At 62.4% G+C, this 24,176-nt stretch carries 20 protein-coding genes and 2 pseudogenes; 3 read left to right on the forward strand and 19 right to left on the reverse strand.

Features of this window, described 5'->3' with window-relative positions:
• Positions 1 to 207 precede the first annotated feature (207 nt).
• Positions 208 to 1,221: a helix-turn-helix domain-containing protein gene (locus tag ACPPVR_RS28325; RefSeq protein ID WP_426609854.1), complete on the forward strand. Its 1,014-nt coding sequence runs from the start codon at positions 208 to 210 to the stop codon at positions 1,219 to 1,221.
• Here the strand turns inward: ACPPVR_RS28325 and ACPPVR_RS28330 are convergent.
• The 11 genes and pseudogenes from ACPPVR_RS28330 to ACPPVR_RS28380 all read right to left on the reverse strand — a co-directional run bounded on the left by ACPPVR_RS28330 (position 1,200) and on the right by ACPPVR_RS28380 (position 13,921).
• The gene (locus ACPPVR_RS28330; protein ID WP_426609855.1) at positions 1,200 to 2,207 is read right to left on the reverse strand and encodes an ABC transporter substrate-binding protein; all 1,008 of its coding nucleotides are present in this window, start codon (positions 2,205 to 2,207) and stop codon (positions 1,200 to 1,202) included. The two genes, ACPPVR_RS28325 and ACPPVR_RS28330, sit on opposite strands and share 22 nt — an antisense overlap.
• Positions 2,204 to 4,309 carry a cache domain-containing protein gene (locus ACPPVR_RS28335; protein ID WP_426609856.1) on the reverse strand — a complete coding sequence of 702 codons (2,106 nt, stop codon included), beginning with the start codon at positions 4,307 to 4,309 and terminating at the stop codon, positions 2,204 to 2,206. Before ACPPVR_RS28335 ends, ACPPVR_RS28330 begins: the two co-directional genes overlap by 4 nt.
• Positions 4,310 to 4,331: 22 nt before the next feature.
• Complete coding sequence (locus ACPPVR_RS28340; protein ID WP_426609857.1) at positions 4,332 to 5,348, reverse strand: SphA family protein; 1,017 nt, start codon at positions 5,346 to 5,348, stop codon at positions 4,332 to 4,334.
• A gap of 37 nt (positions 5,349 to 5,385) precedes the next feature.
• Positions 5,386 to 6,813, reverse strand: coding sequence for a DUF1254 domain-containing protein (locus ACPPVR_RS28345; protein WP_426609858.1), 1,428 nt, complete (start codon positions 6,811 to 6,813; stop codon positions 5,386 to 5,388).
• A gap of 23 nt (positions 6,814 to 6,836) precedes the next feature.
• A complete protein-coding gene (locus ACPPVR_RS28350; RefSeq protein WP_426609859.1) occupies positions 6,837 to 7,856 on the reverse strand; it encodes a DUF1214 domain-containing protein in 1,020 nt (339 codons plus the stop codon).
• A gap of 14 nt (positions 7,857 to 7,870) precedes the next feature.
• On the reverse strand, positions 7,871 to 8,812 hold the full coding sequence (locus ACPPVR_RS28355; RefSeq protein WP_426609860.1) for an HlyD family secretion protein: 942 nt from the start codon (positions 8,810 to 8,812) through the stop codon (positions 7,871 to 7,873).
• Positions 8,812 to 9,051 (reverse strand): DUF3302 domain-containing protein, encoded by a 240-nt coding sequence (locus ACPPVR_RS28360; protein ID WP_426609861.1) that lies wholly within the window; start codon positions 9,049 to 9,051, stop codon positions 8,812 to 8,814. The genes ACPPVR_RS28355 and ACPPVR_RS28360 overlap by 1 nt, the downstream gene beginning before the upstream one ends.
• Before the next feature lie 10 nt (positions 9,052 to 9,061).
• A complete protein-coding gene (locus ACPPVR_RS28365) occupies positions 9,062 to 9,259 on the reverse strand; it encodes a hypothetical protein (RefSeq protein WP_426609862.1) in 198 nt (65 codons plus the stop codon).
• A gap of 76 nt (positions 9,260 to 9,335) precedes the next feature.
• Positions 9,336 to 11,135, reverse strand: coding sequence for an arylsulfatase (locus ACPPVR_RS28370; RefSeq protein WP_426609863.1), 1,800 nt, complete (start codon positions 11,133 to 11,135; stop codon positions 9,336 to 9,338).
• A gap of 78 nt (positions 11,136 to 11,213) precedes the next feature.
• A pseudogene (locus tag ACPPVR_RS28375) lies at positions 11,214 to 12,901 on the reverse strand (arylsulfatase).
• Positions 12,902 to 12,910: 9 nt separating this feature from the next.
• Positions 12,911 to 13,921, reverse strand: a complete 1,011-nt coding sequence (locus ACPPVR_RS28380) for a formylglycine-generating enzyme family protein (RefSeq protein ID WP_426609864.1) — start codon at positions 13,919 to 13,921, stop codon at positions 12,911 to 12,913.
• 503 nt (positions 13,922 to 14,424) lie between these two features.
• Between ACPPVR_RS28380 and ACPPVR_RS28385 the strand changes: the two genes are divergently transcribed.
• Complete coding sequence (locus tag ACPPVR_RS28385; RefSeq protein ID WP_426616201.1) at positions 14,425 to 15,426, forward strand: helix-turn-helix domain-containing protein; 1,002 nt, start codon at positions 14,425 to 14,427, stop codon at positions 15,424 to 15,426.
• A gap of 72 nt (positions 15,427 to 15,498) precedes the next feature.
• On the opposite strand, the gene ACPPVR_RS28390 is transcribed toward ACPPVR_RS28385, so the two are convergent.
• The 6 genes from ACPPVR_RS28390 to ACPPVR_RS28415 all read right to left on the reverse strand — a co-directional run bounded on the left by ACPPVR_RS28390 (position 15,499) and on the right by ACPPVR_RS28415 (position 21,614).
• Positions 15,499 to 16,281: a class II aldolase/adducin family protein gene (locus ACPPVR_RS28390; RefSeq protein ID WP_254130471.1), complete on the reverse strand. Its 783-nt coding sequence runs from the start codon at positions 16,279 to 16,281 to the stop codon at positions 15,499 to 15,501.
• 16 nt (positions 16,282 to 16,297) lie between these two features.
• A complete protein-coding gene (locus ACPPVR_RS28395; RefSeq protein WP_426609865.1) occupies positions 16,298 to 17,290 on the reverse strand; it encodes an NAD(P)-dependent oxidoreductase in 993 nt (330 codons plus the stop codon).
• A 141-nt stretch (positions 17,291 to 17,431) separates the two neighbouring features.
• The gene (locus ACPPVR_RS28400; protein ID WP_426609866.1) at positions 17,432 to 17,815 is read right to left on the reverse strand and encodes a 4Fe-4S dicluster domain-containing protein; all 384 of its coding nucleotides are present in this window, start codon (positions 17,813 to 17,815) and stop codon (positions 17,432 to 17,434) included.
• Positions 17,812 to 19,386 carry an FAD-dependent oxidoreductase gene (locus ACPPVR_RS28405; protein WP_426609867.1) on the reverse strand — a complete coding sequence of 525 codons (1,575 nt, stop codon included), beginning with the start codon at positions 19,384 to 19,386 and terminating at the stop codon, positions 17,812 to 17,814. Before ACPPVR_RS28405 ends, ACPPVR_RS28400 begins: the two co-directional genes overlap by 4 nt.
• A 69-nt stretch (positions 19,387 to 19,455) precedes the next feature.
• Positions 19,456 to 20,175 carry a MetQ/NlpA family ABC transporter substrate-binding protein gene (locus ACPPVR_RS28410; RefSeq protein WP_426609868.1) on the reverse strand — a complete coding sequence of 240 codons (720 nt, stop codon included), beginning with the start codon at positions 20,173 to 20,175 and terminating at the stop codon, positions 19,456 to 19,458.
• A gap of 113 nt (positions 20,176 to 20,288) precedes the next feature.
• Positions 20,289 to 21,614 carry an O-acetylhomoserine aminocarboxypropyltransferase/cysteine synthase family protein gene (locus ACPPVR_RS28415; protein ID WP_426609869.1) on the reverse strand — a complete coding sequence of 442 codons (1,326 nt, stop codon included), beginning with the start codon at positions 21,612 to 21,614 and terminating at the stop codon, positions 20,289 to 20,291.
• 232 nt (positions 21,615 to 21,846) lie between these two features.
• Between ACPPVR_RS28415 and ACPPVR_RS28420 the strand changes: the two are divergent.
• Positions 21,847 to 22,203, forward strand: a pseudogene (locus ACPPVR_RS28420) (N5,N10-methylene tetrahydromethanopterin reductase); the annotation flags it as partial.
• A 111-nt stretch (positions 22,204 to 22,314) separates the two neighbouring features.
• On the opposite strand, the gene ACPPVR_RS28425 reads toward ACPPVR_RS28420, so the two are convergent.
• Together ACPPVR_RS28425 and ACPPVR_RS28430 are read right to left on the reverse strand one after the other, a co-directional pair.
• Positions 22,315 to 23,151 (reverse strand): FAD-dependent oxidoreductase, encoded by an 837-nt coding sequence (locus ACPPVR_RS28425; protein ID WP_426609870.1) that lies wholly within the window; start codon positions 23,149 to 23,151, stop codon positions 22,315 to 22,317.
• A gap of 158 nt (positions 23,152 to 23,309) precedes the next feature.
• A complete protein-coding gene (locus ACPPVR_RS28430; RefSeq protein WP_426609871.1) occupies positions 23,310 to 24,167 on the reverse strand; it encodes a LysR family transcriptional regulator in 858 nt (285 codons plus the stop codon).
• Positions 24,168 to 24,176: the final 9 nt, after the last annotated feature.

Genomic DNA, 24,176 nt, shown 5'->3' on the forward strand with positions numbered 1-24,176 from the left:
ATGCGACTGATGTAAATCACTGAAAAACATATCAAAATCCAATCGTCTGCGACCGGCTGCCGCACCCCACCCGCGCCCACATAATCTAACAGATCCTAATCACCCCTAACGGGCTTCCAAGCCTGCTCACGCCTATCCTCTGAGGATAGCAAGGGTGCGAGTCCACCGGTCGAAACGAACGACCGCAAAGCTCAGAGGGAATAAACGATGCTGACCGAATTGCAGACAGCCCACGCCTGGATCGATCCTCAGGCCGAATTAGGGGATGACGAGGTCTCTCACGCAGCCCAGACGATCGCCCGTGAAGCCGAATGGCGTCAGATTGCTTGCCGTTCGGAGGCCGTCATCGAGGACATCACGATCTCGCGATGGGACGACCCGCGGGGGACCTCGTCGCATCAAGCGACGACGCCTCACGATCGATATTTCGTCGGCATTGCTTTGAAGCCCACGCGCGCAAGACTGACCAGGGAAGGTCGGATCATTTTCGACGGCATCATGCCGTCAGGCACGCTGTATGTCAGCGCGCCCTCAAGGCAGCTGAGTGCAAAGTTCCAGGCGCCCTGCGCCTTCCTGCACTTCCACATATCCGCTGACCATTTCCCGACCCGATGGTCGCCGGTCGCGGCTGAAGAGCTCGATGACCTCGTTCTGCTGCGCGATCCGCTCACCGCGGGTCTGGCCAAGGCACTCGCCGAGCAAGGCGATGCCGCGGGTCACGAATTTGCTCGTTGCATCGGCCAGATCCTGGCGATGCATCTGGCCCGGCCGGAATTGCCGCGCGCCAAGGTCAACGCCCTGCCGAAATGGCGGCTGCGGCGCGTCGAGCAACATATCGCCGCCCATTTCGAACGCAGCATTAGCCTGTCCGAGCTCGCCAATGTCGCTGGCCTGTCCAGGATGCATTTTGCGGCACAATTCCGCGCAGCGACCGGCTATCGTCCTCGCGAATACCTTCTCAATCATCGGATCGAGCACGCCAAGTCGCTGTTGACGACGACCGGCAGGCCCTTGGCCGAGATCGCGCTTGCAGTCGGATTCAGCACCCAGGCGCACTTTTCGACCGTGTTCAAGCGCGTCAGCAGCCAGACGCCGGCGCGGTGGCGCACGGCGTGCCAGAACAAACGGCCTGACTTCGAAACTCTTTCACGGCGCCGGCCTTCGCCGGACATGAGCTGGGCCGACAAATCTCCCGAGATTCATGCAACCGTGGTCAGATAGAGCTGTGTGTCGAAATAGTCCGACGCGCGCAGCGACCGGGTGATGCCTGCATCCGCCATAAAGAAGTCGCTGACCTGCTGAAGCCATTTAATGACGGTGCCGTCCGAGTACAGCCGCTTCCACTCGCGCGAGGAATAGAGCTTCTGCGCCTTGAACGCCTCGGCGATGTCGGTGGGACGCGACTGCTGATAATGGCCGCGCTGCAAGGCCTCCGCAGCCGCCCCCGGGCTACGGACCAAGTAGTCGTTTGCATCGGTCCAGGCACGGATGATCCGGCTCAGCACTTCCCTGTTGTTAGCGAAATAATCCGTCCGCGCAGCCCAGCCACCGAGCACGGCGGATTGCGGATAGAAGGCTGAGGCGTCCACGAGCTTGATCGCATCGGGCAACGCTTCACGCACGGCAATATTGAACGGCACCCAGAGCGCGACGGCCGGCACCTCACCGGCGATGAACGCCTTGACCGCCGCCGTCATACTGCTGTTGACGATCTCGACCTCGGACGGATTGATATTGTTGGCCCGCAGCGCCCGGTCGAGAAAGATGTGCGCCGTGGTCTTCATCGTCGTCGCGATCTTTTTTCCCCTGAGATCGGCAAGCTGACTCACGCCGAGCTCTGGCCTGACCCAGAGCTGTGCCGTCGCAATCTCGATGTCGTTGATGAGAAAGCCCCGGCCTTCGCCAAGCGCCAGATAGTTGGAGATGACGCCACCTGCCGACAGGACGTCGAGTTCGCCACGCGCCATTGCTTCGAATATCTCGGGTCCGGTGTTGAATTCGTGCAGCTCGAAATCGATGCCTTCCCTGTCGAACGCGCCGCGATCAAGCCCGGTCCAGATATGTCCGTCGACCGCGACCACGTGGAGGTAGCCGAGCCGAAGCTTGGTACGGGCCTGCGCGATCGCCGGCGCGCCGAGCGCTAAGGCGGCGGTGAATGCCGCGCCATCTCGCAGCAACTGCCGGCGGCTGCGGCCGCGAACACTCATGCCGCCTCCCCTGGATTTTTAGCCGCGGCGCGAAACCGCTCGGCATGATATTGCGCGATATTATCCTTGGGATAGTCGAGCAGGAAGCCAGAGAGCCGGACCAGGGCTGTTTCGCTTGCGCCTTCCAGCGCAATCGACCCGAAAACCTCGTCCCAGCGCCGACACATCACGATCTCCGCCTCGTCCGCGCGAGCCAGTTCGCCGCGCAGCTCGCTGGCCTCGATCGCCTCCTCAAATCCCTTGGGTCTGATGCTGTCGACACTCCGGAATAGGAACGCGTGATCCGCCCGCGCGCGAACTGCCGCGCTGACCAGCACGTGCGTGCCATAGTTCTTGTTCAATCCTTCAAGCCGCGACGCCAGATTGATGGTGGCGCCAAGTGCCGTGTAGTTCATCCGGTCGCTCGAGCCGATATTGCCGACAACGGCGTCGCCGACATGCAGGCCAAAGCGCGTATCATACGGCGGCCAGCCCTCGCGGCGAAACTCCTTGTTGAGCGCCTCGTTTGCGGCAAGACATGCCAGGATAGCGTGGCAGCCGTGGACGACGTGATCGGGATCATCGGCCGGGGCGTTCCAGAACGCCATCACGGCATCGCCAATATATTTGTCGACCGTGCCCTGATGCCGCATGATCTCGTCCGACAGAGCGGCAAAGTAGCGAGATGTGTAGATCATCACCTGCGACGGGTCGGCTCTCTCCGTCTTGGCGGTGAAATCGGCGACGTCGGTGAAGAGCACAGTGACTTCGCGTCTGGCCCCGCCCAGACTGAGCGAGGAGCCGGTCTCGATCAACTTCCGCACGATCTGACGCGGAATGAAGCTCGCGAAGCTGCGCACCACGCTACGCATAGTGAAGACCGAGCGGCCGAGCTCCTCGATCTCGGCGATGGCGGAATGGATGCGCGGCCGCTCCGCGATCTGGAACCGCTGGATCTCGTCGGTCTGCTGGACAATGTTGCGCAGCGGCCGTGCCATCAGCGATCCCAGCCAGAACGCGAACGGGAGCGTGGCGCCGACGAAGGCGAGCGCGAGTGCGAACAGCGTACGACGCTCCTGGATGATCCGTGCGTAGAATTCATCGAGCGGCGCGATCATTGCTAGGCGGACATTGGCCGAGCCGGCCGTCTCGAGCCTGTGAACCGCGGCCACGTAGGTGCGGCCCGACGCGTCAGCAAAGAATTGCTGGTCAGGTCCGCCCTCGCGCCAGGAACGAATGATCGGCACCAGGCCCGGCAGCTTGAGCGCCCCGATGTGCGGCAGGTCGTCCTGTCGCTCCGGAATCTCGGCCATCAGGCGGTTCATCTCGGGATGCCCGACGATGCGGCCGGAATCGTTGAACAGGAAGGCAAGCCCCGACTGGCCGAGCTTCTGCTGCGCCAACATGTCCTCGAACCGGTTCAGCAGCAAGTCGCCGGCGACGACGCCGTGGCGTCCCTCCTTCAGCGGCGTCCGCAGCGTGTAGCCGGGTTCGCCCGTGGCATAGAAGATGTAGGGTCCCGTCAGCAACGTCTTGTCGTTCTTGAACGCCTCGACATACCAGGGCCGCTGACGCGGGTCATAGCCCGCAGGTCCCGCGACCTCCGCGACCTGGATGAGATTCTCGGAGAGATACTGGGTGACCGGCGCCGCGCCCGCCGTGCGCGATATCACCACCAAGCGGAAGGCCGCATCCTCATCGACTTTCAAGCTTTTCCTGAAGGCCGGCTTGGCGCGATCGATGACGTCCATCTCGATGAACGAACCGTCCTCATAGCCAACATAAAGGTTGAAGAGCTGCGGGTTGATGCGCAACATCGCCGCCATCAGGCTGTAGAGCCGGGAATTATCGGATATCTCGGCTTCCTGGATCGACGGCAGGCCGGACAAGATGTCGAGATTGTCGCGGACATTCTTGAACTGCTCGTCGACGTGGTCGGCGCCAAGCTGCGCCACCTTCTCGATGAAGCCCGAGGCAGCCGCCCTCGTGATGACAGTCACGCGTTCGAAACTGAGATAGACCAGCGTCAAGCCCACGATCAGCATGACGGCCACGAACACCGTGATGATCGATGTCTGGAAGCCGATGCGAAATATCTGCTTTCTGGTTCCGTCTCCAGTCATCAGAGCTGTGCTTACGCCTCCTTCAATATTTTCGAACGACGGGTTTTGTAGGGGCCGGCGCGGATGCTGCCTGCGAGACCGAGAAGGTCACCCACGTCGACCAGCTCTTCGGGCGATTCTCGACCTCCAGGTCCTTGTAGCCCCTGACGTTGAGATAGCCCTGGCAGCCGTCGGACATCGGAATCATGAACCCGATCTGCGGACCGATTCCGACCGCCTGGCCCCTGAAGCCGCCGAGCTTGGCGCCTGGACCGCTGTCGTCGGTGAGCTGCTGGAAGAAATAGCCGGCAACGCCGATATGGACGTTCTTGCTGACGAATTGGGAGGCAGCCCAGTCGACATGGAAGTCGATACCGTTCTGGTACTGAAGCGCTCCGTTCACGAAATTATAGGTGAGCCCGCCGACGACCGAGAATTCATGGCCGGTCTTCAGATCGAGATAGGTGTAGCCGGCGCCCGCATCGACCGCGGGAAAGCCAAAGCTCAGATTCGCAAGCCGGCTGGAATCGTAGGTGCCGCTCGGGATGTTGCCGGTGATATAGACGATCTCGTTGTGGACGCCCTGATTCCATTTCAGCGTGCCCTGGTAGAACACGTCGGCCAGCGTGGTGCGGTTGTCGGTCACGCCGCCCGAAATGGCGTTGCCGCGGGGACCAGTCAGCGTCGCGTCGATGCCGACGCCGATGTTTCCAGGGGCCGCGAGCACGGTGAAGCCCGCTTGGCCGCCCAGCACCGGCATTGCCGAGGTGTAGGTGATGCCTTGGACGAGCACATCGGCATGCGCATTGAGGCCGGCGGTCACCGAGCCTGGAATGCCGCCGCTGGTGACGAAGTTCTGTCCTCCGCCGGCTTTCTCCTGGAGGTGGATGTAGATCGTCGAATAGGCCCACCCCGGCGTCGTCGGCACCGCGGCGAGGCTGCCGAAGATGCCCGGAAGCCAAAAGCTGACGCCGCCTGAATCGGCGAGCGCAGGTTGGGCGGCGAAGCTTGCCATCGCCAATGCAGTCGCGAGCCCAGCTTTTCGAAGGCGTCCCGTCATGTCGTGTCTCCCCATTCTCGTCACCGTCCAATTGCACCTACTTCGTGGCGCCCCCGATCGTCGTCGCGACGCGCTCCGCATCAGGCAGCTTCCAGCTGTGATCGAACAGGGGTTTCTCAGGCCCGTAGAGGCGGAACAGCAGCTCAAACTTCCGTGCGGGATCGGTAGGCACCCAATTGGCATCCTTGCCTTCTGGCGCTTTCGGACCGAAATAGATGTCGACCGAGCCGTCGGCGTTCTTCTGAATGCCCGGGCTGATCGAGGCGCGGCTCGCGCTCGGCATGTTCCGAACCAGCGCGTGCGTTTCGCGGTCGTAGACCGTTGCCGACCAGTATTGTTTGACCGGCGCGTTCGCCGGGACCGTCAGGCGATAAGTCGCGCTACCGTCGAACGGTTGGCCGTCCCGGTCCTTGTTGGCCATCAGGTAGAACTGTGCGGTTCCGATGCGCTTGATGCCAGTGAAGCCGAGCGTATAGGAGACGCCGCGCATGTCGACCGGATAGGTGTTCGGATCGGCGTATCCAGTGCTCGCGGCCTTGACCATCTCTGCCACCGCGGCCGGGAACCATCGGATGCCCGGATTGATCACGGCGAAGCCGGCGTCGTAGCTCTGTTCAAGTATCGCGTGGGCTTCGCGGGCAGCCTGATCGAGCAGCGCAACAGTCTTCTGATCCGGATTGAAGGCCTTGCCCTTCTCGATACCGATGGTCGCGAGTTGATCGATCATGGCGCGGTCGCGGTCGAGCCACGGTTCGCTCTGCACGACACGGTCGAGATTGCGATAGAAGCGCGCGTCGAACGGGATGGTGGAGTCGAACAGGACGTCGTAGGCATCAGTGAAATTGGTCGGCGCCGGATCCTTTGCCTGCGCAAGCGGATACACCTTGATCTGCTTCCCATAGGCGACCGACTTCGCGACGTCGGCATCGCTGTGGCTGGCGAGGTTCGACCGCAGCAGCGCAAAGCCGCTGAACGTGTCGGACTGAAGCGCGATGTAGCCGGCTGGCAGCTCACCCTTGTAGCCGGGCGGCAGGATCAGGTACTTGCCGCCCTGCCCCTTATCTGCGCCTTCGGGACCGGCGTCCTCCAGCGGCATCTGCCACGCCGTGACGATATTGCCAGCGATCGAGCCCCCCTGCGCCGGCGGAATCTCGATCACGATCGGGCCGTCCTTCACGTTCCAGAACGACATCAGATAGATCGCGTCTGGATTTGGCGTCAGCGTCTGGTTCTTCCAGTTCACCGGCTTCGACCAGTAGACGATCTCGTTGATCCTGGCCTTGGTACTGGCAAGCATGGTCTGGAGCATCAGGTCAGTGTTCACCGCCGGCATGGCCCAGATCACCGCCTCGACAGCGCGACGTTGAATGTTGCGTGCGGCAACCTCATCCGGTGACGGGCTCTGCCCGTGCGCGCTCACAGTCATCAGCAGAGCGGCCATCGCGCCAGTGATTGCTCGTCTCATCACATCCTCCATCTATTCGATATTCAGCTCACCGCCTTCGGTTCGGGAAATTTCCACTTGCCATTCAGAATCTCGGGACGCGGCCGATAGAGCCGCACGGTGTAGTTCCAGCCCTTCATGATCGGCAGGCAGTTCGGGATCTTGCCATCACAACCGCCGAACTGGACGGTCGTGGAACCGTCGGCCGATTTCGCCGCAGTCAGATTGTTGAGCGCGTAGGCATTGTACGGGTTCTGCTCGAAATAGCCCTCGGCGTTGTAGAGGCTGATCGACCAGAAGCCATCGACTGGCACGTTGCCGGGAACGGTCAATTTGTAGACAGTGTTGCCGTCGTTCTTCTCGGGGGAGACGCTGAGATAGGTCGCGTCCTTGTCAGGATTGCCGCCCCATCCCGCGGCGGTTGCGATCAGATGCCTGACCGGATCGACCTGTCCCTTGGCACCAAACGCGTTCTTGAAGCCGCCTGCGGTTGACGACAGCACCAGGAGGGCATCCCGTACTTTCTTCTGACTGACCGGATCCCAGTTGGGGATCTCGAATTTTCCCGGCGCCTTCTGGCTGATCGTGACGGCGTCCTGGACGGCGCGGACCTTTTCGACATCATTGGGATCGTTGGGATCGACCAGAGTCCTGATCCCAATCAGCCCATAGCGTGTGCCGACCCTGTTCCGATCGTAGCTGTATTTGCCGGCCCGATACTCGATGTCACCGACGATGTAGTGATCCTCGTTGACGACCATCAACGACCGGAACCGCTTGCCTGCGTCTGGCAGCGTAATCGTCACCGGTCCGGCGTCGAAATCGACGACAGCCATGGAATACAGCGTATCGCGATTTGACCGGATGACGCCCTGCTTATCCATCGCCATCGGTTCTCGATGATGAAACAGCTTGCCTATGCCGCCGGCTTCCTTGACCGCGTTGCCGAAGTAGAGATCAGACTCCGCCCGGGGAAAATTGTCGACCGTCACCGGAACCGGCGACTGCGCGGATGCCGCCGACATGAGGAGAAGGAAGGAGGCCGTCAGCACTGCTCTTTTCATTGCTTGCTCTCTGCTCAGAACGGATTGACGTAGTTCAGGATAGCGACCTGCCGAAGGATCACGCGGCGGACGACGTGAGTCGGCTTGACGCGGTCGGTGTAGATCGCCGCGGTGCCGGCGCTGCCGGCCGGCAGGCGCCGTGCGAACTCGGCATCGTCGAGCTTGACGCGGGCAATGAAGGGCGCGGCCTCGATCGCCTTCGGCAGAACGGCCGTGCCCGAGGTCTGTGTCTGGCCGGTCGCGATCGCCTGGAGCACGCTCTCGACCGTGCCCGCAAAAATCCGGCCTGGCGCGAACTTGAACGTGGCTTCGACCTCTTGGCCCGGCGCGACGTAGCGCGCATCGATCTGGTTGATCTCAACGCCGATGATGGTGCTGGAGGTGTCGATGAAGGCCATCACCGGCGACAATGGGAGATTGGCGACGCGCGCGCCCTTGCGCAGCGCGAGGTTGGTGACGTAACCGTCGGCCGGCGCGCGCACGACAGTCTTGTCGAGATTCCATTGCGCGGCCTCGAGCTGGCCCGAGAGCTGGTCAGCCTCGGACTGGCGCTGCTCGACGTCGAAGCCGCGACCGGCGTCGCGCTCATAGAGCTGCGTCATCTGGCCCAGGCGCGTTTTCGCGAGCTTGAACTGTGCGTCGATCGCCTTGACCTGCGCCGCAAAGGGCGTCGGATCAATCTTGAAAAGGACATCCCCGGACCTGAGCGGCACGTTGGCGAGGACCGGGACGTCCGTTACCTCGCCGGCGACATCGGGCACGATCGAGACCGCATTGCGCACGACCAGCGCGTTGCCCTGCGGCGCGCCCCATCCCATCGGGATCAGGAGCCCGAACATCAGCAGCACTAGCACGATCGCCGGTGACGCCTTCCAGAACAAGTTGAAGCGCACGATGTTGAAGTGCACGAGCAGGAACAGCAGTACGAGATAGATGTTGATGATCGCGACGGCCATCACGCATCTCCCGCCTTGCGCGCGGGCACGTCGAGATAGGCCCAAATAAAGGCGATCGGCCACAGCGCGAAGCCGAAGAAGAGCGTGATCCAGCCAGCGACCGTCACCGCCTGCGCATGAGGATGATTGCGCGACTTCGCGATATGCCCGGGCAGCCAACCCGCGATACAGATCACGCCAACCGCGCTGGCGAGCAAGATCACCAACACGATCCAGGCGAAAATGTCGTAGCCGCTCATGACGGACGCCTCATTTCGTTCGCGCGGCGGGCTGGACGAAGTCCGCACCGCTGTCCTTGGTCACCCGCGCGACGAGGCTTGTGATTGCTGCCTTTGTCGCCCCGTCGTTCCAGGACGGCAGCGGATCGGATTGGGCAAACGCAATGGTTTCGGAGACCGCTGCGCCGATGGTCAGGAAAGCAAGGAAGACGGCAGCAGCCCGAAACATCCCGGTCCTCTCGTGAAGCTAAGACAGGTCGAGCCGGTCCGCCCGGAGGCGAATCGGTCATCTCGAATGCAGAGCGTCAACGGCCCTGCATCTGCTCCTGAATGATCCGGTTCAAATTCGCCCGGACCTTCTCCATGTCGACCCCCTCGACCAGCGCTTTCTTTTGCTTGATGCCGTCCATCATGCCTTCCAGGATGTTCGCGGGATTGAAACTCGGCGGGAACGACCGTGGCGGGAACTCCTTGAAGGTTGCCACGAACTGGAAGACATCATCCATCGAGCCATACACCGAGCCGACATGATTGAGCTGCCAGTCCCAGAACGTATTGGACGTGATATCGGCGCGCTCGAAGGGGTCCTGCATCAAGTTGAATATCTTTTGCAGACGCAGCGTCGTGAACGGCTCGGCCCACAGGCCCATCGTGCCGGCCAGTCGTTGCTCGGAGTAGACGTATTTCAGATCGCCCTTCCTGAAGGCAACGAGAAGCCCGTCGTCGTCGGAGTAGAAGAACTTGTCGCGAGCGCTCTTGGTGCCGTTGTTGTTGGCCGCACTGCCGCTGACATTGCGTAAGAATGAAGATTGGTCGTAGCCGTCGAGATGGACCTTGTAGTTGATGCCGTTGGCGGTGTAGCCGGCCTTGAGCTTATTGACGATGTCGGGTTCGCCGGCAACAGAGCAGAACGTGGGTATCCAGTCGTTGTGGCTCATCAGTTCGTTGGAAACCGTGCCCGGCTTGATGTTGCCCGGCCAGCGAACCAGGCACGGCACGCGGAATGCGCCTTCCCAATTGGTGTTCTTCTCGGAGCGGAACCAGGTCATGGCTCCGTCCGGCCACGTATTCATGTGGGGACCGTTGTCGCTTGAATAGACGACGATGGTGTTGTCCGCGATGCCAAGGTCGTCGAGCGCCTTGAGCAGGCTACCTACGGTGTCGTCATGCTCCTGCATGCCGTCAATATATTCGCTATCGCCGTGCGTATATCGCCCACGATGCTCGGCACGAACATGCGTGCGCAGGTGCATGCGGGTGCCGTTGAACCAGCAGAAGAACGGCTTCCCCGCGGCCTTTTGCCGCTTCATGTAGTCGATCGCAGCCGCGGAGGTCTCGTCGTCGATCGTTTCCATGCGTTTTTTGGTGAGCGCGCCGGTGTCCTCGATGGTCTGCTTGCCGATTTTGCCGAACCGCGGATCGACCGTTGGGTCGTCGACGTCGGTCGCTTTGCACCGGAGGACGCCACGCGGACCGAACTTAGCCTTGTAAGCCGGGTCCTTTGGATAATCCGGCAGTTCCGGTTCTTCCTCGGCGTTGAGATGATAGAGATTGCCGAAGAATTCGTCGAAGCCGTTCACGGTCGGCAACGACTCGTTACGGTCGCCGACATGGTTTTTGCCGAACTGGCCGGTGGCGTAGCCAAGGTTCTTGAGCAAGCCTCCCACCGACGGATCTAACTGGCTCATTCCCATCGGCGCACCTGGGAACCCGACTTTGCTCAGCCCGCTGCGGATGATGTGCTGGCCGGTGAGGAAGGCGGAGCGGCCCGCGGTGCAGGATTGCTCACCGTAATAATGCTGCATCTTGAGGCCCTCGCGCGCGATGCGGTCGATATTGGGCGTCTCGTAACCCATTAGCCCACTGGAATAGGCGCTGATGTTGGCGATCCCAATATCATCGCCCCAGATGACGAGGATGTTGGGCTTGCTTCCCGCCGTAGGACTCGCGGCCGGTGATGGTGCTGCCTTCTGCGCTTGCGCTAGTGCCTCCGATGTCAGCGTCACCGCGGCGACGATGGACGACGTTCCCAAAAGGAGTTTTCGGCGATTGATGGTCTGGTCCGCCTCGGACTGGTTGTTCTTGTTCTTCAGTTCGCCGCTCATCTCAAAGCTCCCTATGTTTCAATAGTCGTTCACATCGGCAGGCTGGTTGAGCCGCCTGCCGACCGGCGCCGGCAGGCACTATTGCGTGACCTCGAAACTCCTCTGCATCTTTTCGACCATCTGATCGATGCTGAAGCTCGACGGCCGCTGACTCGGGGGAAACTCCTTGAAGGTGGCGAGGAACTCGCCGACAACCCGTGGGGCCGCAATGAACACACCCGCTCCATCCGACATGAGCCAGTCGTAATAGGTGTTCGACGTGATATCCGCGCGCTCGTAAGGGTCCGAACGCAGATCGAAGATTTTCGGCACGCGCAGTTTGGTAAACGGCTCGGCCCAAATTCTTAATGTACCTTGCGCACGCTGCTCTTCGAAGACGACCTTCCAGTTCTCATAGCGCAGAGCCACCACGTCGCCATCGTCGTCGAAGTAGACAAACTCCTTGCGCGCGCTACGCTCCTGCTGGCTCGTGAGGTGAGGAAGCTGGTTATAGCCGTCGAGATGGACCTTGAACGTCTTGCTTCCGGCTTGGTGACCCCTCAGCAGTTTGTCCTTGATATCCGGTTCACCCGCGGCCGCCAGCAGGGTCGGCATCCAGTCGAGCGCGCTGATTGTCTCGTTCGAGATCGAGCCGGGTTGAATTCGTCCCGGCCAGCGGATCATGCACGGCACGCGGAACGCGCCCTCCCAGTTGGTGTTCTTTTCGCTGCGGAACGGCGTCGTCCCGGCGTCCGGCCAGGAGTTCTGATGCGGGCCATTGTCCGTTTGCCGATGCCGAGATCATCGACGGCCTTCAGAACCGTTCCGATCGTGGCGTCGTTCTCGATCATGCCATCGGCATATTCAGTCCGGGCTGTCAGTCCGGGCGGTCCGCGATGAGATTCTCGCACATGCGTGCGGAAGTGCATTCGGGTGGTGTTGAACCAACAGAAGAACGGCGTGTTGGCTTTGGCCTGGCGTTGCATGAAGTCGATAGCGGCGGCCGATGTCTCGTCGTCGATGGTTTCCATCCGCTTCTTGGTGAGCGGGCCAGTGTCCTCGATGGTCTGCTTGCCGACCTTGCCCCAGCGCGGATGTTCGGTCGGGTCGTCGCGATCCGACGCCTTGGAGCGGAGTACGCCCCGCGGGCCGATCTGGTCCCGCATACCGGTCGGGTAAAAGCGGTTCTCCGGATCTTCCTCGGCGTTGAGGTGATACAGATTGCCGTAGAACTCGTCGAAGCCGTGCACGGTTGGCAGATATTCATTGCGGTCGCCGAGGTGGTTCTTGCCGAACTGCCCGGTCGCGTAACCAAGCGGCTTCAGCAACTCGGCGATCGTCGCGTCCCGCGCTTGCAGACCCACGGTCGCACCCGGAATGCCGACCTTAGAAAGACCCGTGCGCAACGTGCATTGTCCCGTGATGAACGAGGACCGCCCCGCCGTGCAGCTCTGCTCGGCGTAATAGTCGGTGAACATCATGCCTTCTTTGGCGATGCGGTCGATGTTCGGCGTGCGATAACCCATCAGGCCGAAGGAATAGGCGGAAACGTTGGTCTGGCCGATGTCGTCGCCGAAGATCACGAGGATGTTCGGCTTGCGGCCGGATACCGACGAGGGCGCTGGGCTTGCAGTCGTGCCTGGTGCCGCCTTCTGGGCCTGCGCCAGGGCTTCAGACGTCAGGGTCGCTGCAGCGACGATCGACGATGTTCCCAGCAACAGGTTTCTGCGGTTGAGCGGCTGTTCAGCCCGTGACTGCTTGTTCTTGTTCTCCAACTCGCCACTCATCTGATACTCCTATGTTGCGGCGCTTCCTCGTTCGTCACGAATGGTGATGGGTCCGCGAGCCACGCAGCGGAACCCGACATGACTGGTTGAAGTATCGACCGGCTCGGCGTGCCGCGCGGCCGGCCGATAGCGGCGGCAATAGTTCGGCGCGCAGAGATGCGAACCGCCCTTCAGCACTTTTCGCGGGATCTTGATGTCGGGCAGACCGGGGTCGTGGCTTGCGTCCTCACGGCCACCGCGCGGATTTTTGGGAATGCAGCAGGGTTTTGCAGCCTCCGACGCGTGCCGCACCGACCACCAGTCCGACGTCCACTCCCAGACGTTCCCGATCATGTCGTAGAGGCCATAGCCGTTCGGCGAGAAGGCCATCACCGGCGAGGTACGCTCGAACCCATCCTCGCCGAGATTCTGGACAGGAAAGTTGCCCTGCCAGATGTTGGCCATGTGCCTGCCTCCGGGCATCAGCGCGTCGCCCCAGGCGAACTCTTCGCCATCGAGGCCGCCGCGCGCGGCGAACTCCCACTCGGCTTCCGTCGGCAGGTCCTTGCCGGCCCAGCGAGCATAGGCGGCCGCATCGCTAAAGGAGACGTGAACGACAGGATGTTCGTCGAGACCTCTGATGTTGCTCCCGGGACCATAAGGATGGCGCCAGTTGGCGCCGCGCATGAACGACCACCACTGGCTCCAATCCGTGAGATCCGTGATGCGCGGCAGCGGCGAGAACACCAGCGAGCCGGCGTAGATCATCTCCTTCAGCGCACCGGGGTAGTCCCTGGGATCCGGGACGATCTGCGCCTCGGTGACATGACCGGTGGCATTGACGAACTGCTTGAACTGCCGGTTCGTGATGGGCGTGCGGTCGATCCAGAAGCCATCGACGGAGACGCGATGGCTCGGCGCCTCCTCGGGATAATGGTGGTCGGATCCCATGCGAAAGGTTCCGCCGGGAATGAAGACCATCTCGCCGGTCTTCACATCGTCCGGCAACCACTCGCGATGATCCAGGTCCGCCCGCAGCATGGTGGAACTCCGATACGCGTATTCCACCTGATGCTAGGGCGCAGACTTCCGCAGACTTCGACGACGGCACTTCACCCGGCAGGTTGGACACATTTTCTGGTCCCCACTTCTTGGCGCTCGGGGCTTGAGATGACGATGCAGCACTGCGTCAACATCTCTTCCCTTTCGCGCGCACGCTTCCGAGCACGCGGCAGAACCTACCGCATGCGCTCCGCCATCCGCAGAGCACTTCCAATCCATATCGCTCAGGTTGAAAACGGTATCCGAAGATTGGGCGGCTGTGATGTGCAGTTTGTGCCACTAAAGCGGGGCGATTGGTGAGGCTTAATGTCTCATGTCGCAAATCCCTGAAAATTCAGGGCAATGCAGCAAATTTCATCGCCAAATTTCGATATCGTTTGTCTCAAAACGCGAAGGCATGTTGTCGCACTAACCTCGCGTTGTGGTGGTATTTGGTTGCTGGCTGCCGCAGAATTGTCGCGCTTCAATTACAGGGTACGGCCATGGGGCAGTTTCTTCTGGTCGATTCGCAGAAGCTTGACGGTTTCGAGGGTCTTCACCAGGCCGTCCATGGCTCTCATGTCGATGTCATGCAGCTTGGACGAGGCAAACTGCGCGGGACATTGTCCCATGTCGGCATCGGCGATTTCTCGCTCAGCATCGGCACATTCAATGTCGGTATGCGCACGCAGCGCGTATCCAGCGATGACAAGCTGATCATCGGCATGCTGCTGGCGGCCGAAGAGCGCGTCGCGCACTGGTCGTTCGACATGCAACTCAATGACGTACTGGTGATTCCGCCGCTGCTCGAGCACGACGGGGTGTTTCACGGCGCATCCGCCTACGCCGCCATGCGCCTCGACCTCATCGAAGTAGCATCCCTGTTTGGCGGCGAAGCGCGGTTGAGCGACCCCGATACTTGGCGCAGCCGCGGCCATTTCCGGGCGGATCTTGCGACCGGTGGAATCGCCGCACGTCGTCTGGTGCGGATCATGTCACATCTGCGCACGAACAAGCACGCATTGACGCCATCCACCGCCGACTTCTGGAAACGATCGATCGTCGAATGCATAGCAGCCAACGTCATGTCGTCCCTGCCGCCCGACGACACCGGCTGGCTTCCTTCGGCAAGGCGGCTGATCCGCAGGGTCGAGGAGCATCTCGACGCGGCTGGCACGCGCCCCGTGCATGTTTCGGAGATTTGCGCCGCGCTAGGCGTATCACGGCGCACCTTGCATCGCGCCTTCCAGGAAATGTTCGGCCTCGGTCCCGTCAGCTTCCTGCGGCACAAGCGCTTATGCGCGATCCATTCCATTCTGCGCGACAGCGCACCGGGCTCGACGACTGTGGCGGCCGTGGCCATGCAGCAGGGCTTCTACGAGCTCGGACGTTTCGCACAGTATTATTCGACGATGTTTGGGGAGCGCCCGTCTCAAACGTTGGGATTTGGACCATTGTCCGGCTCAAGCGAAGGGACGACGAAGGGGCGATCCTTCCAGGTCTGACGAAAGCAGCTGCGCCGGCTGGCGCGCGCAATCAGACGATCGCCCGCGCCACGTCGATGCAAGCCTGAAAGGCTAGTTGAACAGATCCGGCTCGGCCTCGGTGATCCAGTCCCACAGCGGCTGGAAGCTGAAATAGCCGCCTTTGTGCGTGCCGACCTGTCGCGAGGTCAGGCTGGCGATCTCATGCGGGATCGGCTTTGGCGTACCGGCGGCCTCGGCCAGCAGCTGGGCGCGCGCGGCATTGTCCATGGCGATGTACCACCAGGCGGCCGCCTCGATGGTCGGTCCCACCGTGAGCAGGCCATGGTTCTGCAGGATCGCGGCCTTTTTCGATCCGAGCGCTTGTGCGATCTTGCGGCCCTCTTCCGCCTCCAGCACCACACCGGAGAACGGATCGAACAGCACATGATCCTCATAGAAGGCGCAGGAGTCCTGCGTCAGCGGATCGAGCAGGCGACCGAGCGCGGACCAGGCCTTGCCATAGGTTGAGTGCGTGTGCGCGGCCGCGATCACGTCCGGATGCGCCGCGTGGATTGCCGAGTGGATGACGAAGCCGGCCTGGTTGATCGGTTTGTCGCCAATAAGGATGTTACCGTCGTGATCGACGAGCTGGAGGTCGGAGACCTTGATCTGGCTGAAATGCTTCGACAGCGGGTTGATCCAGAACCGTTCGGGAAACTCCGGATCGCGCACGGTGACATGGCCAGCAAGGCCCTGATCGAAACCGTAGCGCGAGAACAGCCGGAACGTTGCCGCAAGCCGCTGCTTGCGGTGCAGCCGTTCCTCCTCGAACGTAGCTGCCGGCGTCCGCTCGACCAGGGAATACTTCTTCGGCTTCTCGACGACCTTGTTCATTGTTACGGCTCCTTCTCTAGTATTCGAGATTCTTGTCGAAGATGTCGGCCAACGGCACGCCATGCGCGTACGCATCGAGGTTGACCAGCGTCTTGTCGGCCAGCCGCTTGACCTCCTCTCCCCCCGTCCACGACACGTGCGGGGTCAGGACGACCTTGGGATGGTCATAGATCGGATCGCCGTCCGGCGGTGGCTCCGGATCCGTGACATCGAGCGTGGCGCCGGCAATTTTTCCCTCGTCGAGCGCTTGCAGCAGGGCGCCCTGGTCGATGATCCGGCCGCGCGCGACATTGATCAGGTGCAGCGATGTCTTGGAACGCGCGAGTACATCGGCGTTGATCAGGTGCGCCGTCTTCGTCGTCGCCGGCAGTGCAAGGACGAGATGATCCGAAACCTCGACCAGTTGCTCGATGCTATCGACGGGCTGGATGCCCGGAAGGACATATGGCCAGGCCGAGCGTCGCAAAACCCTGATGTTAACCCCGAACGGCTTGACGCGATCGACGACGGCGCGGCCGATGGCCCCGAAGCCCGCGATGCCGATCGTCTTGCCGCTGAGCGAGCCTAGCGGGGTGATCTTCCATTGCTCGCGGCTGCGCGGCCGAATCTCATGGATGCGCTTCTCGAAGCCGAGGATCGCCGCAAGGACATACTCCGCGATCGGGTCGGCAGAGATGCCGCGACCGACCGTAACCGCGGGACCGTCGAGCAGCCAGGCCGGAAAGAAATCGACACCTGTCGATGCGGTCTGGATCCAGCGCAGGCCGAACGGCCAGCCCGCAGGCTTCTCCGCCGGCGCCTTGTGCCAGCCCGCCAGCGGTCGCGTCAGCAGCACGTCCGCCTCCGGGGCGACCTCCCATGGCGCGCGATCGGCGGGGTGGTCGATGATCAACGGGCGCGACCAGTGATCGGCCAGCGCTGCACGAATGTCCGCGCCAAGCTGATTGACGATGATCGGCGATCGCACGCTGGTGGAGGCGCGCCTGCTTTCAATTCGGGGGGTGTTCATGTCCGCTCACGATGGCAAAGATGCGGACATGCTAGGCGCTGGAGACAAGATAGTCTTTTCAAAGATGGCGGGTGTCTTGCAACAAGAGGACGACAAGCCTCGGCAACACATATGAATTCGTCTCTGTGACGCCGAGCGAAGCTATTTCCTCTCGATGACCTCAAGCGGCGTCACTTTCGACTGCGCCGTAAGCTCACCGGCACGACGGAATACGGCTTCCATCAACCACTGCTCGTTCGGAAAGCGATCGGCCCATTCGTCCCAACCGGAATGCTTCCGGTATTGACCGAGCCGGCCGGAGGCCACCACCTCCTCCGCACTCACGGCCACGCGGCGATCGCAATCGGGCGCGACGTAGATCGCGTCCGCCCGGCAATACAGCTCGCACATGAAGCAGGTCTGGCAATCCTCCACACGCGCGAGAACCGGCACGCCGGCCTGCCCGAGATCAAGCACATTGGCCGGACAGACTTCGATACATGTCCCGCAATCCGTACAGCGGTCCGCGAGGATGAGCTCGATCATGATGCCGCCTCGAATTGACTAGCTCCGGCATCCGCGGACGAACCATCGGCGGCTACCCAGACCTGATCCAATGCGCCGCTGAGCAATCGGGTTGCAAATGCGGAATCCCGCGAGGGAAAATCCTCGCGGCGATGCAGGCCCCTGCTCTCGTTGCGCGTTGCCGCCGTGGCGACAGACCAGCGCGCCGTCGCCAGCAGCGCCGTTGTCTCGCGCGAGGCGATCGTGCCTGTGTGGGCGTGATCCGCCAACTCGGTCCACAAGCCTTCGAGTGCTCGCGCGGATGCTGCAAGGCCACTTCCGGTGCGGAACAGGTTTTTGTCGAACGGGTGCATTTCCGCGCGCACGCCATTTCGAATGGCAGTGAAATCGACGCTCTGCGCGCGCCCGCGCGGCTTGCTCCCGACGCGGCCTAGCGGTCGAAAACGGCTCGTGCCCGTCTTCACACCGCGTGCCAAACGAGCGGCGGCGCGTCCGGCGAACACCCCCGATGAAAGAGCCCAGGCCGAATTGACATTGCCACCGCCGGAGATCGCGCCCGCGACCTTCTCGCGCGAGGCGTTGTCGCCTACGACGAACAGCCCGGGAACCGATGTCGCGCCGTCCACGTCGTGCACCCGCGCGCCGCCGATGCCCCGGATGGTGCCGTCATTGTGCAGCGTGATCTCGAACCGGTCGCGGTAGGGATCGACGCCCCAGCGATCGAACACCAGCGGTACGTTCGGCGAGATCGTATGCAGCCGCGCCTTGATGTCATCAGGCAGACGGTGCAGCGAGCAATAGACCGGGCCTCGCTGGAGCGCGCGCGCCAGACGGATGGTCTGGTTGGGACCGAATGGAAGATCGAGCTCGTGCCCGTCAGCGTCGTAATAGGTCGCGAACGCATAGGCCATGCTTCGCGTCATCGTCGAATGCGCGGGCGCAATGGTGTAGGCCGCGGTGAACTCCATGCCGGACATCTCGGCGCCGGCCTCGGCCGCCATGAGATAGCCGTCCCCCGTATTGGTTCGCGATCCCAGCAGATGGGACTGGAAGCTGGTCCCGCCGGCCGCGAGCACCACCGCCCCAGCCTCGATCTGATACGCTCTCCCGCCGTCCTGCCGGCGCTCGCCACGGGCGCCGCCGATCGGGCCGTCGGATCGTGCCAGAAGTTCAAGGACCGGCGAATGATCCAGGATGGTGACGCCGTGGCTCAGCGCCTGCTGGCGCAAGGCACGCATGTATTCGGGCCCGCGCACGGCGCGGTAATTCACCCGTCCGTCGTCGTCGGCCCCGAACTTGTAATGGCGCGCAAGCGTCGGCAACGTGCGCCAGGTCTGGTCGAGGATGCGATACATCCACTCCGCTTTGCCAAGACCAAGACCACTCGCGACACGATTGGCGACGGCGGCATCGCGCGCCGCGGGAGGATCCGGCGGCACCCACCAATGGCCCGGCCCGGCCGCGGCGGTGACGCCGCTGGTCCCGCAATAGCCCTTGTCGACCAGCACGACTTTCGCCCCGGCCTGCGCGGCGGATGTCGCCGCCCAAGCGCCCGCCATCCCGCCACCGACGATCAGCACGTCGGTCGTCATCGATAACTCTTCAGGTGGTGCCGACGTCATGATCTCTGCCTCCGGGCAACGCAGCAGAACGCATCCCTCCTAGCTGCCGAACCCGGCCGGAATGAACGCCGCAATCTTTTCCTCGATGAACTGCTTCACCTCCGGCGAGTTGAACACCTGGATGAATGCCTTCAGGCGCGGATCGTCCTTCTTGTCCGGCCGGGCCGTGAAGCGCAGGACGAGCCCGTCATCGACGGTGCGGTCGATGATTAACGCGGATTTCGGGTCACCGCCGGCCGGGATCAGGTAGGTGATATTGACCAGCGCCAATGTCACGTCATCAAGCGACCGGTAGGTCTGCGCGGGGTCGAGCTCGACGATCTTGAGGTTTTTCGGGTTATCGACGATGTCGAACTTGCTGACCGAAAAGCCCTTGCCCGGCGTCAGCTTGATCAGCCCTGCCCGCTCAAGCAGAATCAGGCCGCGGGCGCCGTTGAGCGGCTCGTTCGGAATGGCGACGCTATCGCCCGACTTGATCTCGTCGAGCTTCTTGATCTTCCTCGAGAACAGGCCGACCGGCGCGATCACGCCGACCTTGTCGACCTGCACCAGGTTGAAGCCGCGCTGCTTGTTCTGAAGCGCGAGATAAGTCGCATGCTGGAACAGATTGGCATCGACATCGCCGCTGTTCACGACCTCGTTCAAGGCGACCCAGTCCGACAGTTCGACGATCTTGACGTCCTGTCCCTTCTCCTTGGCGAGCTTGGCGGCGAACGCGGCCAATTGCCCGACCGGTCCCGCGCTGGTCGCGATCTTCAAGGGTTGGTCGGCGAAAGCGGCAGTCGTGAGCGCAAGCAAAATGCCCGCTGCCCGGGCGGCACGAAGAAGAATCTCATTGTCTCAAGTCCATTCCAATTCAGATCGAATTTGTTTCACGCCGCCTTGCGCGCACCGGCGCCAGCATCGGCCGCTGTCAGCGCGTGGCTGAGATCCGCCAAAATGTCGTCGGGATGCTCGATCCCGACCGACAGGCGGACATAGCCGGGCGTGACACCGGCGGCGAGCTGCTCGTCCGTGGTGAGCTGCTGGTGCGTCGTCGACGCCGGATGAATCGCCAGTGACCTGGCATCGCCGATATTGGCGACGTGATAGAACAGTTTTAGCGCGTCGATGAAACGCCGACCCGCCTCGACGCCACCCTTCAGCTCGAAGCCGACGAGGCCGCCGTAGCCGCCCTTCAGATAGGCGTCCGCCCGGCGCTTGTTCTCTCCGCTTTGCAGGCCGGGGAAGATCACGTTCGAGACCGAGGCGTGCTTGGCGAGGAAGTTCGCGACCTTGATCGCGTTCTCATTGTGCTGGCGGATACGCAGCGGCAGGGTTTCGAGACCCTGGATGAACTGGAAGGCATTTTGCGGCGCGATCGATGCGCCGAGATCGCGCAGCAGCTTGACGCGTGCCCGCAGGATGTAGGCGATCGGGCCGAGCGGCTTCGCAGCCTCGGTCCAGATCGCGCCGTGATAAGCCTCGTCCGGCTTGTTCAGAAGCGGGAAGCGCTCGGCATGCCCGGCCCAGTCGAAATTGCCGCCGTCAACGATGGCGCCGCCGATCGCGGTGCCGTGACCGCCGATATATTTGGTCGTTGAATAGACCACCACCGCCGCGCCGTGCTCGAACGGACGCGCGATCAGAGGTGAAGCCGTGTTGTCGAGAATGAGCGGCACGCCCAGCGAGCGGCCGATATCGACGACTTCCTTGATCGGAAACACGTTGAGCTTGGGATTGGGAAGCGTCTCGCCGAAATAAGCCCGCGTCTTGGCGTCGGTTGCGCGGCGAAAGTTTTCGGGATCTGCCGGATCGACGAACCGCGTTTCGATGCCGAACTGCTTCAGGGTCTGCGACAACAGCGTCCACGTCCCGCCGTAAAGATCGGTCGAGGACACGATGTTGTCGCCGGCTTGCGCGATGTTGAGAATCGAAAATGCGGTGGCGGTTTGCCCGGAGGCTACGGCAAGAGCGGCCGCGCCGCCCTCCAACGCCGCAAGCCGCGTTTCGAAGGCGTCCTGGGTCGGATTGCCGATACGGGTATAGATCGGACCGAGTTGCTCGAGCGCGAACAGGCGCGAGGCGTGATCGGCGTTCTCGAACTGGAACGACGTGGTCTGGTAGATCGGAACCGCAACCGCGCCCGTGGCGGGATCGCTGCGATACGATCCGCCATGCAACGCCAGCGTCTCGAAGTTCCGGGTCTCCAAAGCCATCTGCAACTCCCTTTCGATCTCAAGCGATGCTTGCCGACGAAAAGCATGCGGTCGGATTCCCTGGCTGTCGAGCGGGCTGGGAAAATAGCGATGCGTGTGCTGCGTCATCGCCGTTTCGGAAGTCGTTTGTTTCCGATCGTTCGCCGAATTGGAAACAAACTCACTCGCCCGAAATGGTAGGAATGGTCGTACGGAGCGAATGTCGTTCGCAAATTGATGAACCGGCCAGACCATGACCAGACCGCGCGAACTGCGCTTCAACGCCTTCAACATGACCGCGCCAAGTCACAATTGGGCGGGCCTGTGGTCTCATCCGCGAGATGCGTCCATCGACTACAATACGCTCGACTATTGGGTAGACTACGCCAGGACCGCCGAGCGCGGGCTGCTCGACGGCATCTTCCTGGCGGATGTATTCGGCGTATACGATGTCTATGGCGGCAATGCCGACACCGCAGCCGCACATGCGGTACAGCTTCCCAACGCGGATCCGACGCTGCTCGTCTCCGCCATGGCGCTCGTCACCAGCCATCTCGGCTTTGGCATTACCTCGAACCTGACCTTCGAGCATCCCTATCAACTCGTGCGCGAACGGATCGATCCCGGTCGGGTCAAAGGGAAGGAAGAAGTTCGGCTGCGACACGCGCATGGATTGCTGCACATCGGAATCGGCCTTGTCGAGCCGGGCATAGACCGGCCCCTATCGCAGCGCCCGGGCAATTGCGGAGCGCCCGCCCTTCGAGGCCGCCCCGGGAACGACGCTGCCGTCCTCATAAGTGAAACTCGCCCAGCCATAGAACAGCGTCTTCGTCACCGAGCCGAATACCGCCGAGATCGCGTAGGGATTGGAGAACTCCATACTGGTCAGCTCGGCACCGACCTCGGCGGCGAGCAGATAGCCGTCGCCGGTCAGGACGTTCGATCCCAATGTCTTGCTCAGGAAGGCACAGCCGCCGGTCGCGATCACCACCGCGGCTGCGCGCACCGACCAGCGATCGCCCTTCTGGCGCTGAATGCCCGCAGCGCCCGCGACCGCGCCGTCCTCGTCGACCAGCAACTCGAGCGCCGGCGCGTGATCCAGAATGGTGACGCCGGCCTGCTTCACGCGCCTGCGCATCAGGCGCATATATTCGGGGCCCTGCAGCGAATTGCGCTGCGAGCGGCCGCTCTCGTCGGTCGGATACGGATAGCCCCATTCGGCGAGCCGATTGCTATTCGCGTAGGTGCGGTCGAGCACGCGGGACATCCAGCGCCGGTCCTGAAGATAGCCGCCCGGCTTCTCGCGGCTGGCCATCGCGGCTTCACGCTGTCGCGGATCCGGATCGACGTACCAGACACCCGTTCCTGCCGCTGCCGTAGCTCCGGACGTCCCGCAAAAGCCCTTGTCGGCCAGGACAACGCGCGCGCCTTGCTCGGCGGCGCTCACCGCCGCCCAGGTCCCGGCCGGGCCGCCGCCCAGCACCAGCACGTCCGCATCGAACACGAGAGATCCCGCTGCGCTCGATAACCGCTCGGCGCGTCCAGATCGAATTGCCATGCATTAATCCCCGTGGAATTGCGTCGCCCGACTTCGACACCGCGCAGAAGATCGCGCGTGTCTACAGTTCTGGCAATTTCAGATTTATGCAGGGATTTGGACGAAGCTTCCTCACCGGCGCGGCAGGGAAGAACAATCCATCCGACCGAATGGCTGCTTCAGAGAGCCGGCGCACGATGCTCGCGGAATGCTGCCGCCAATGCCCCCAAGGCGGCCCGCGACCGCCAATCCGTCAAGGACGAGTGAAGCACGACCTCGGACGAAGGAAGTCGAGGAAGGCCAAACCTGTCCCCGACATCGACGGTGCCGGACGGAGCTATCCGATAAGACAAAGGAGCAATCGCGAGCCCCGCCGATACGGCGGCGTGGACGGCGGACGAGCCTCCTCCCAGGAACACTTCGGTCCATTTAATTCCCACCGCGTCCAGCGCTTGCGTGGCGACGTTGCGCACGCCGCAGGTCGGCGCCAGCGCGGCGAGGCGCAGGGGCTCGCCTTGCCTGTGCTCGAAACCTTGCGCCGCAAACCAGCCAAAGCGCTCATGTGACAGCGTCTCGCCATCGCGACGATCGTCTTCGCGATGAACGATGGCCGCATCGAGCCGCCCCTGGTCGAACAGGTCGAGCAGGTTGCGCGAATTATCGAGCTGCACTTCGATGGTCAGATGCGGATCGTGGGCATGAAGCCGCGACAGCAAGGCCGGAACCTCCGGGCCTGCGACATGCGCGGCGATGCCGAGGCCGAAGTGACGCGGCGGCGCATTGAGCCCCACAATCGCGCGCTCGTGAGCCGCGATGAATTCCCGCGCGCCCTGCAGAAAGGCGGCGCCTTGGGCCGAGAGCCGCACCGAGCGCGGCGTCCGCTCGAGCAGGCGATGCCCGATGCGATCTTCGAGCCGTTTCAGCTTGACGCTGATCGCGCCCTGCGTGGTGCCGAGAGCCTCGGCCGCGCGCGTAAAACTGTGGAGGTCGGCCACGGTCACAAATGCCCTGACGGCATCGACGTCGAGCGAGAGCATTCCATCATC

The organism is Bradyrhizobium sp. McL0616, assembly GCF_049993385.1.
Taxonomy (GTDB): domain Bacteria; phylum Pseudomonadota; class Alphaproteobacteria; order Rhizobiales; family Xanthobacteraceae; genus Bradyrhizobium.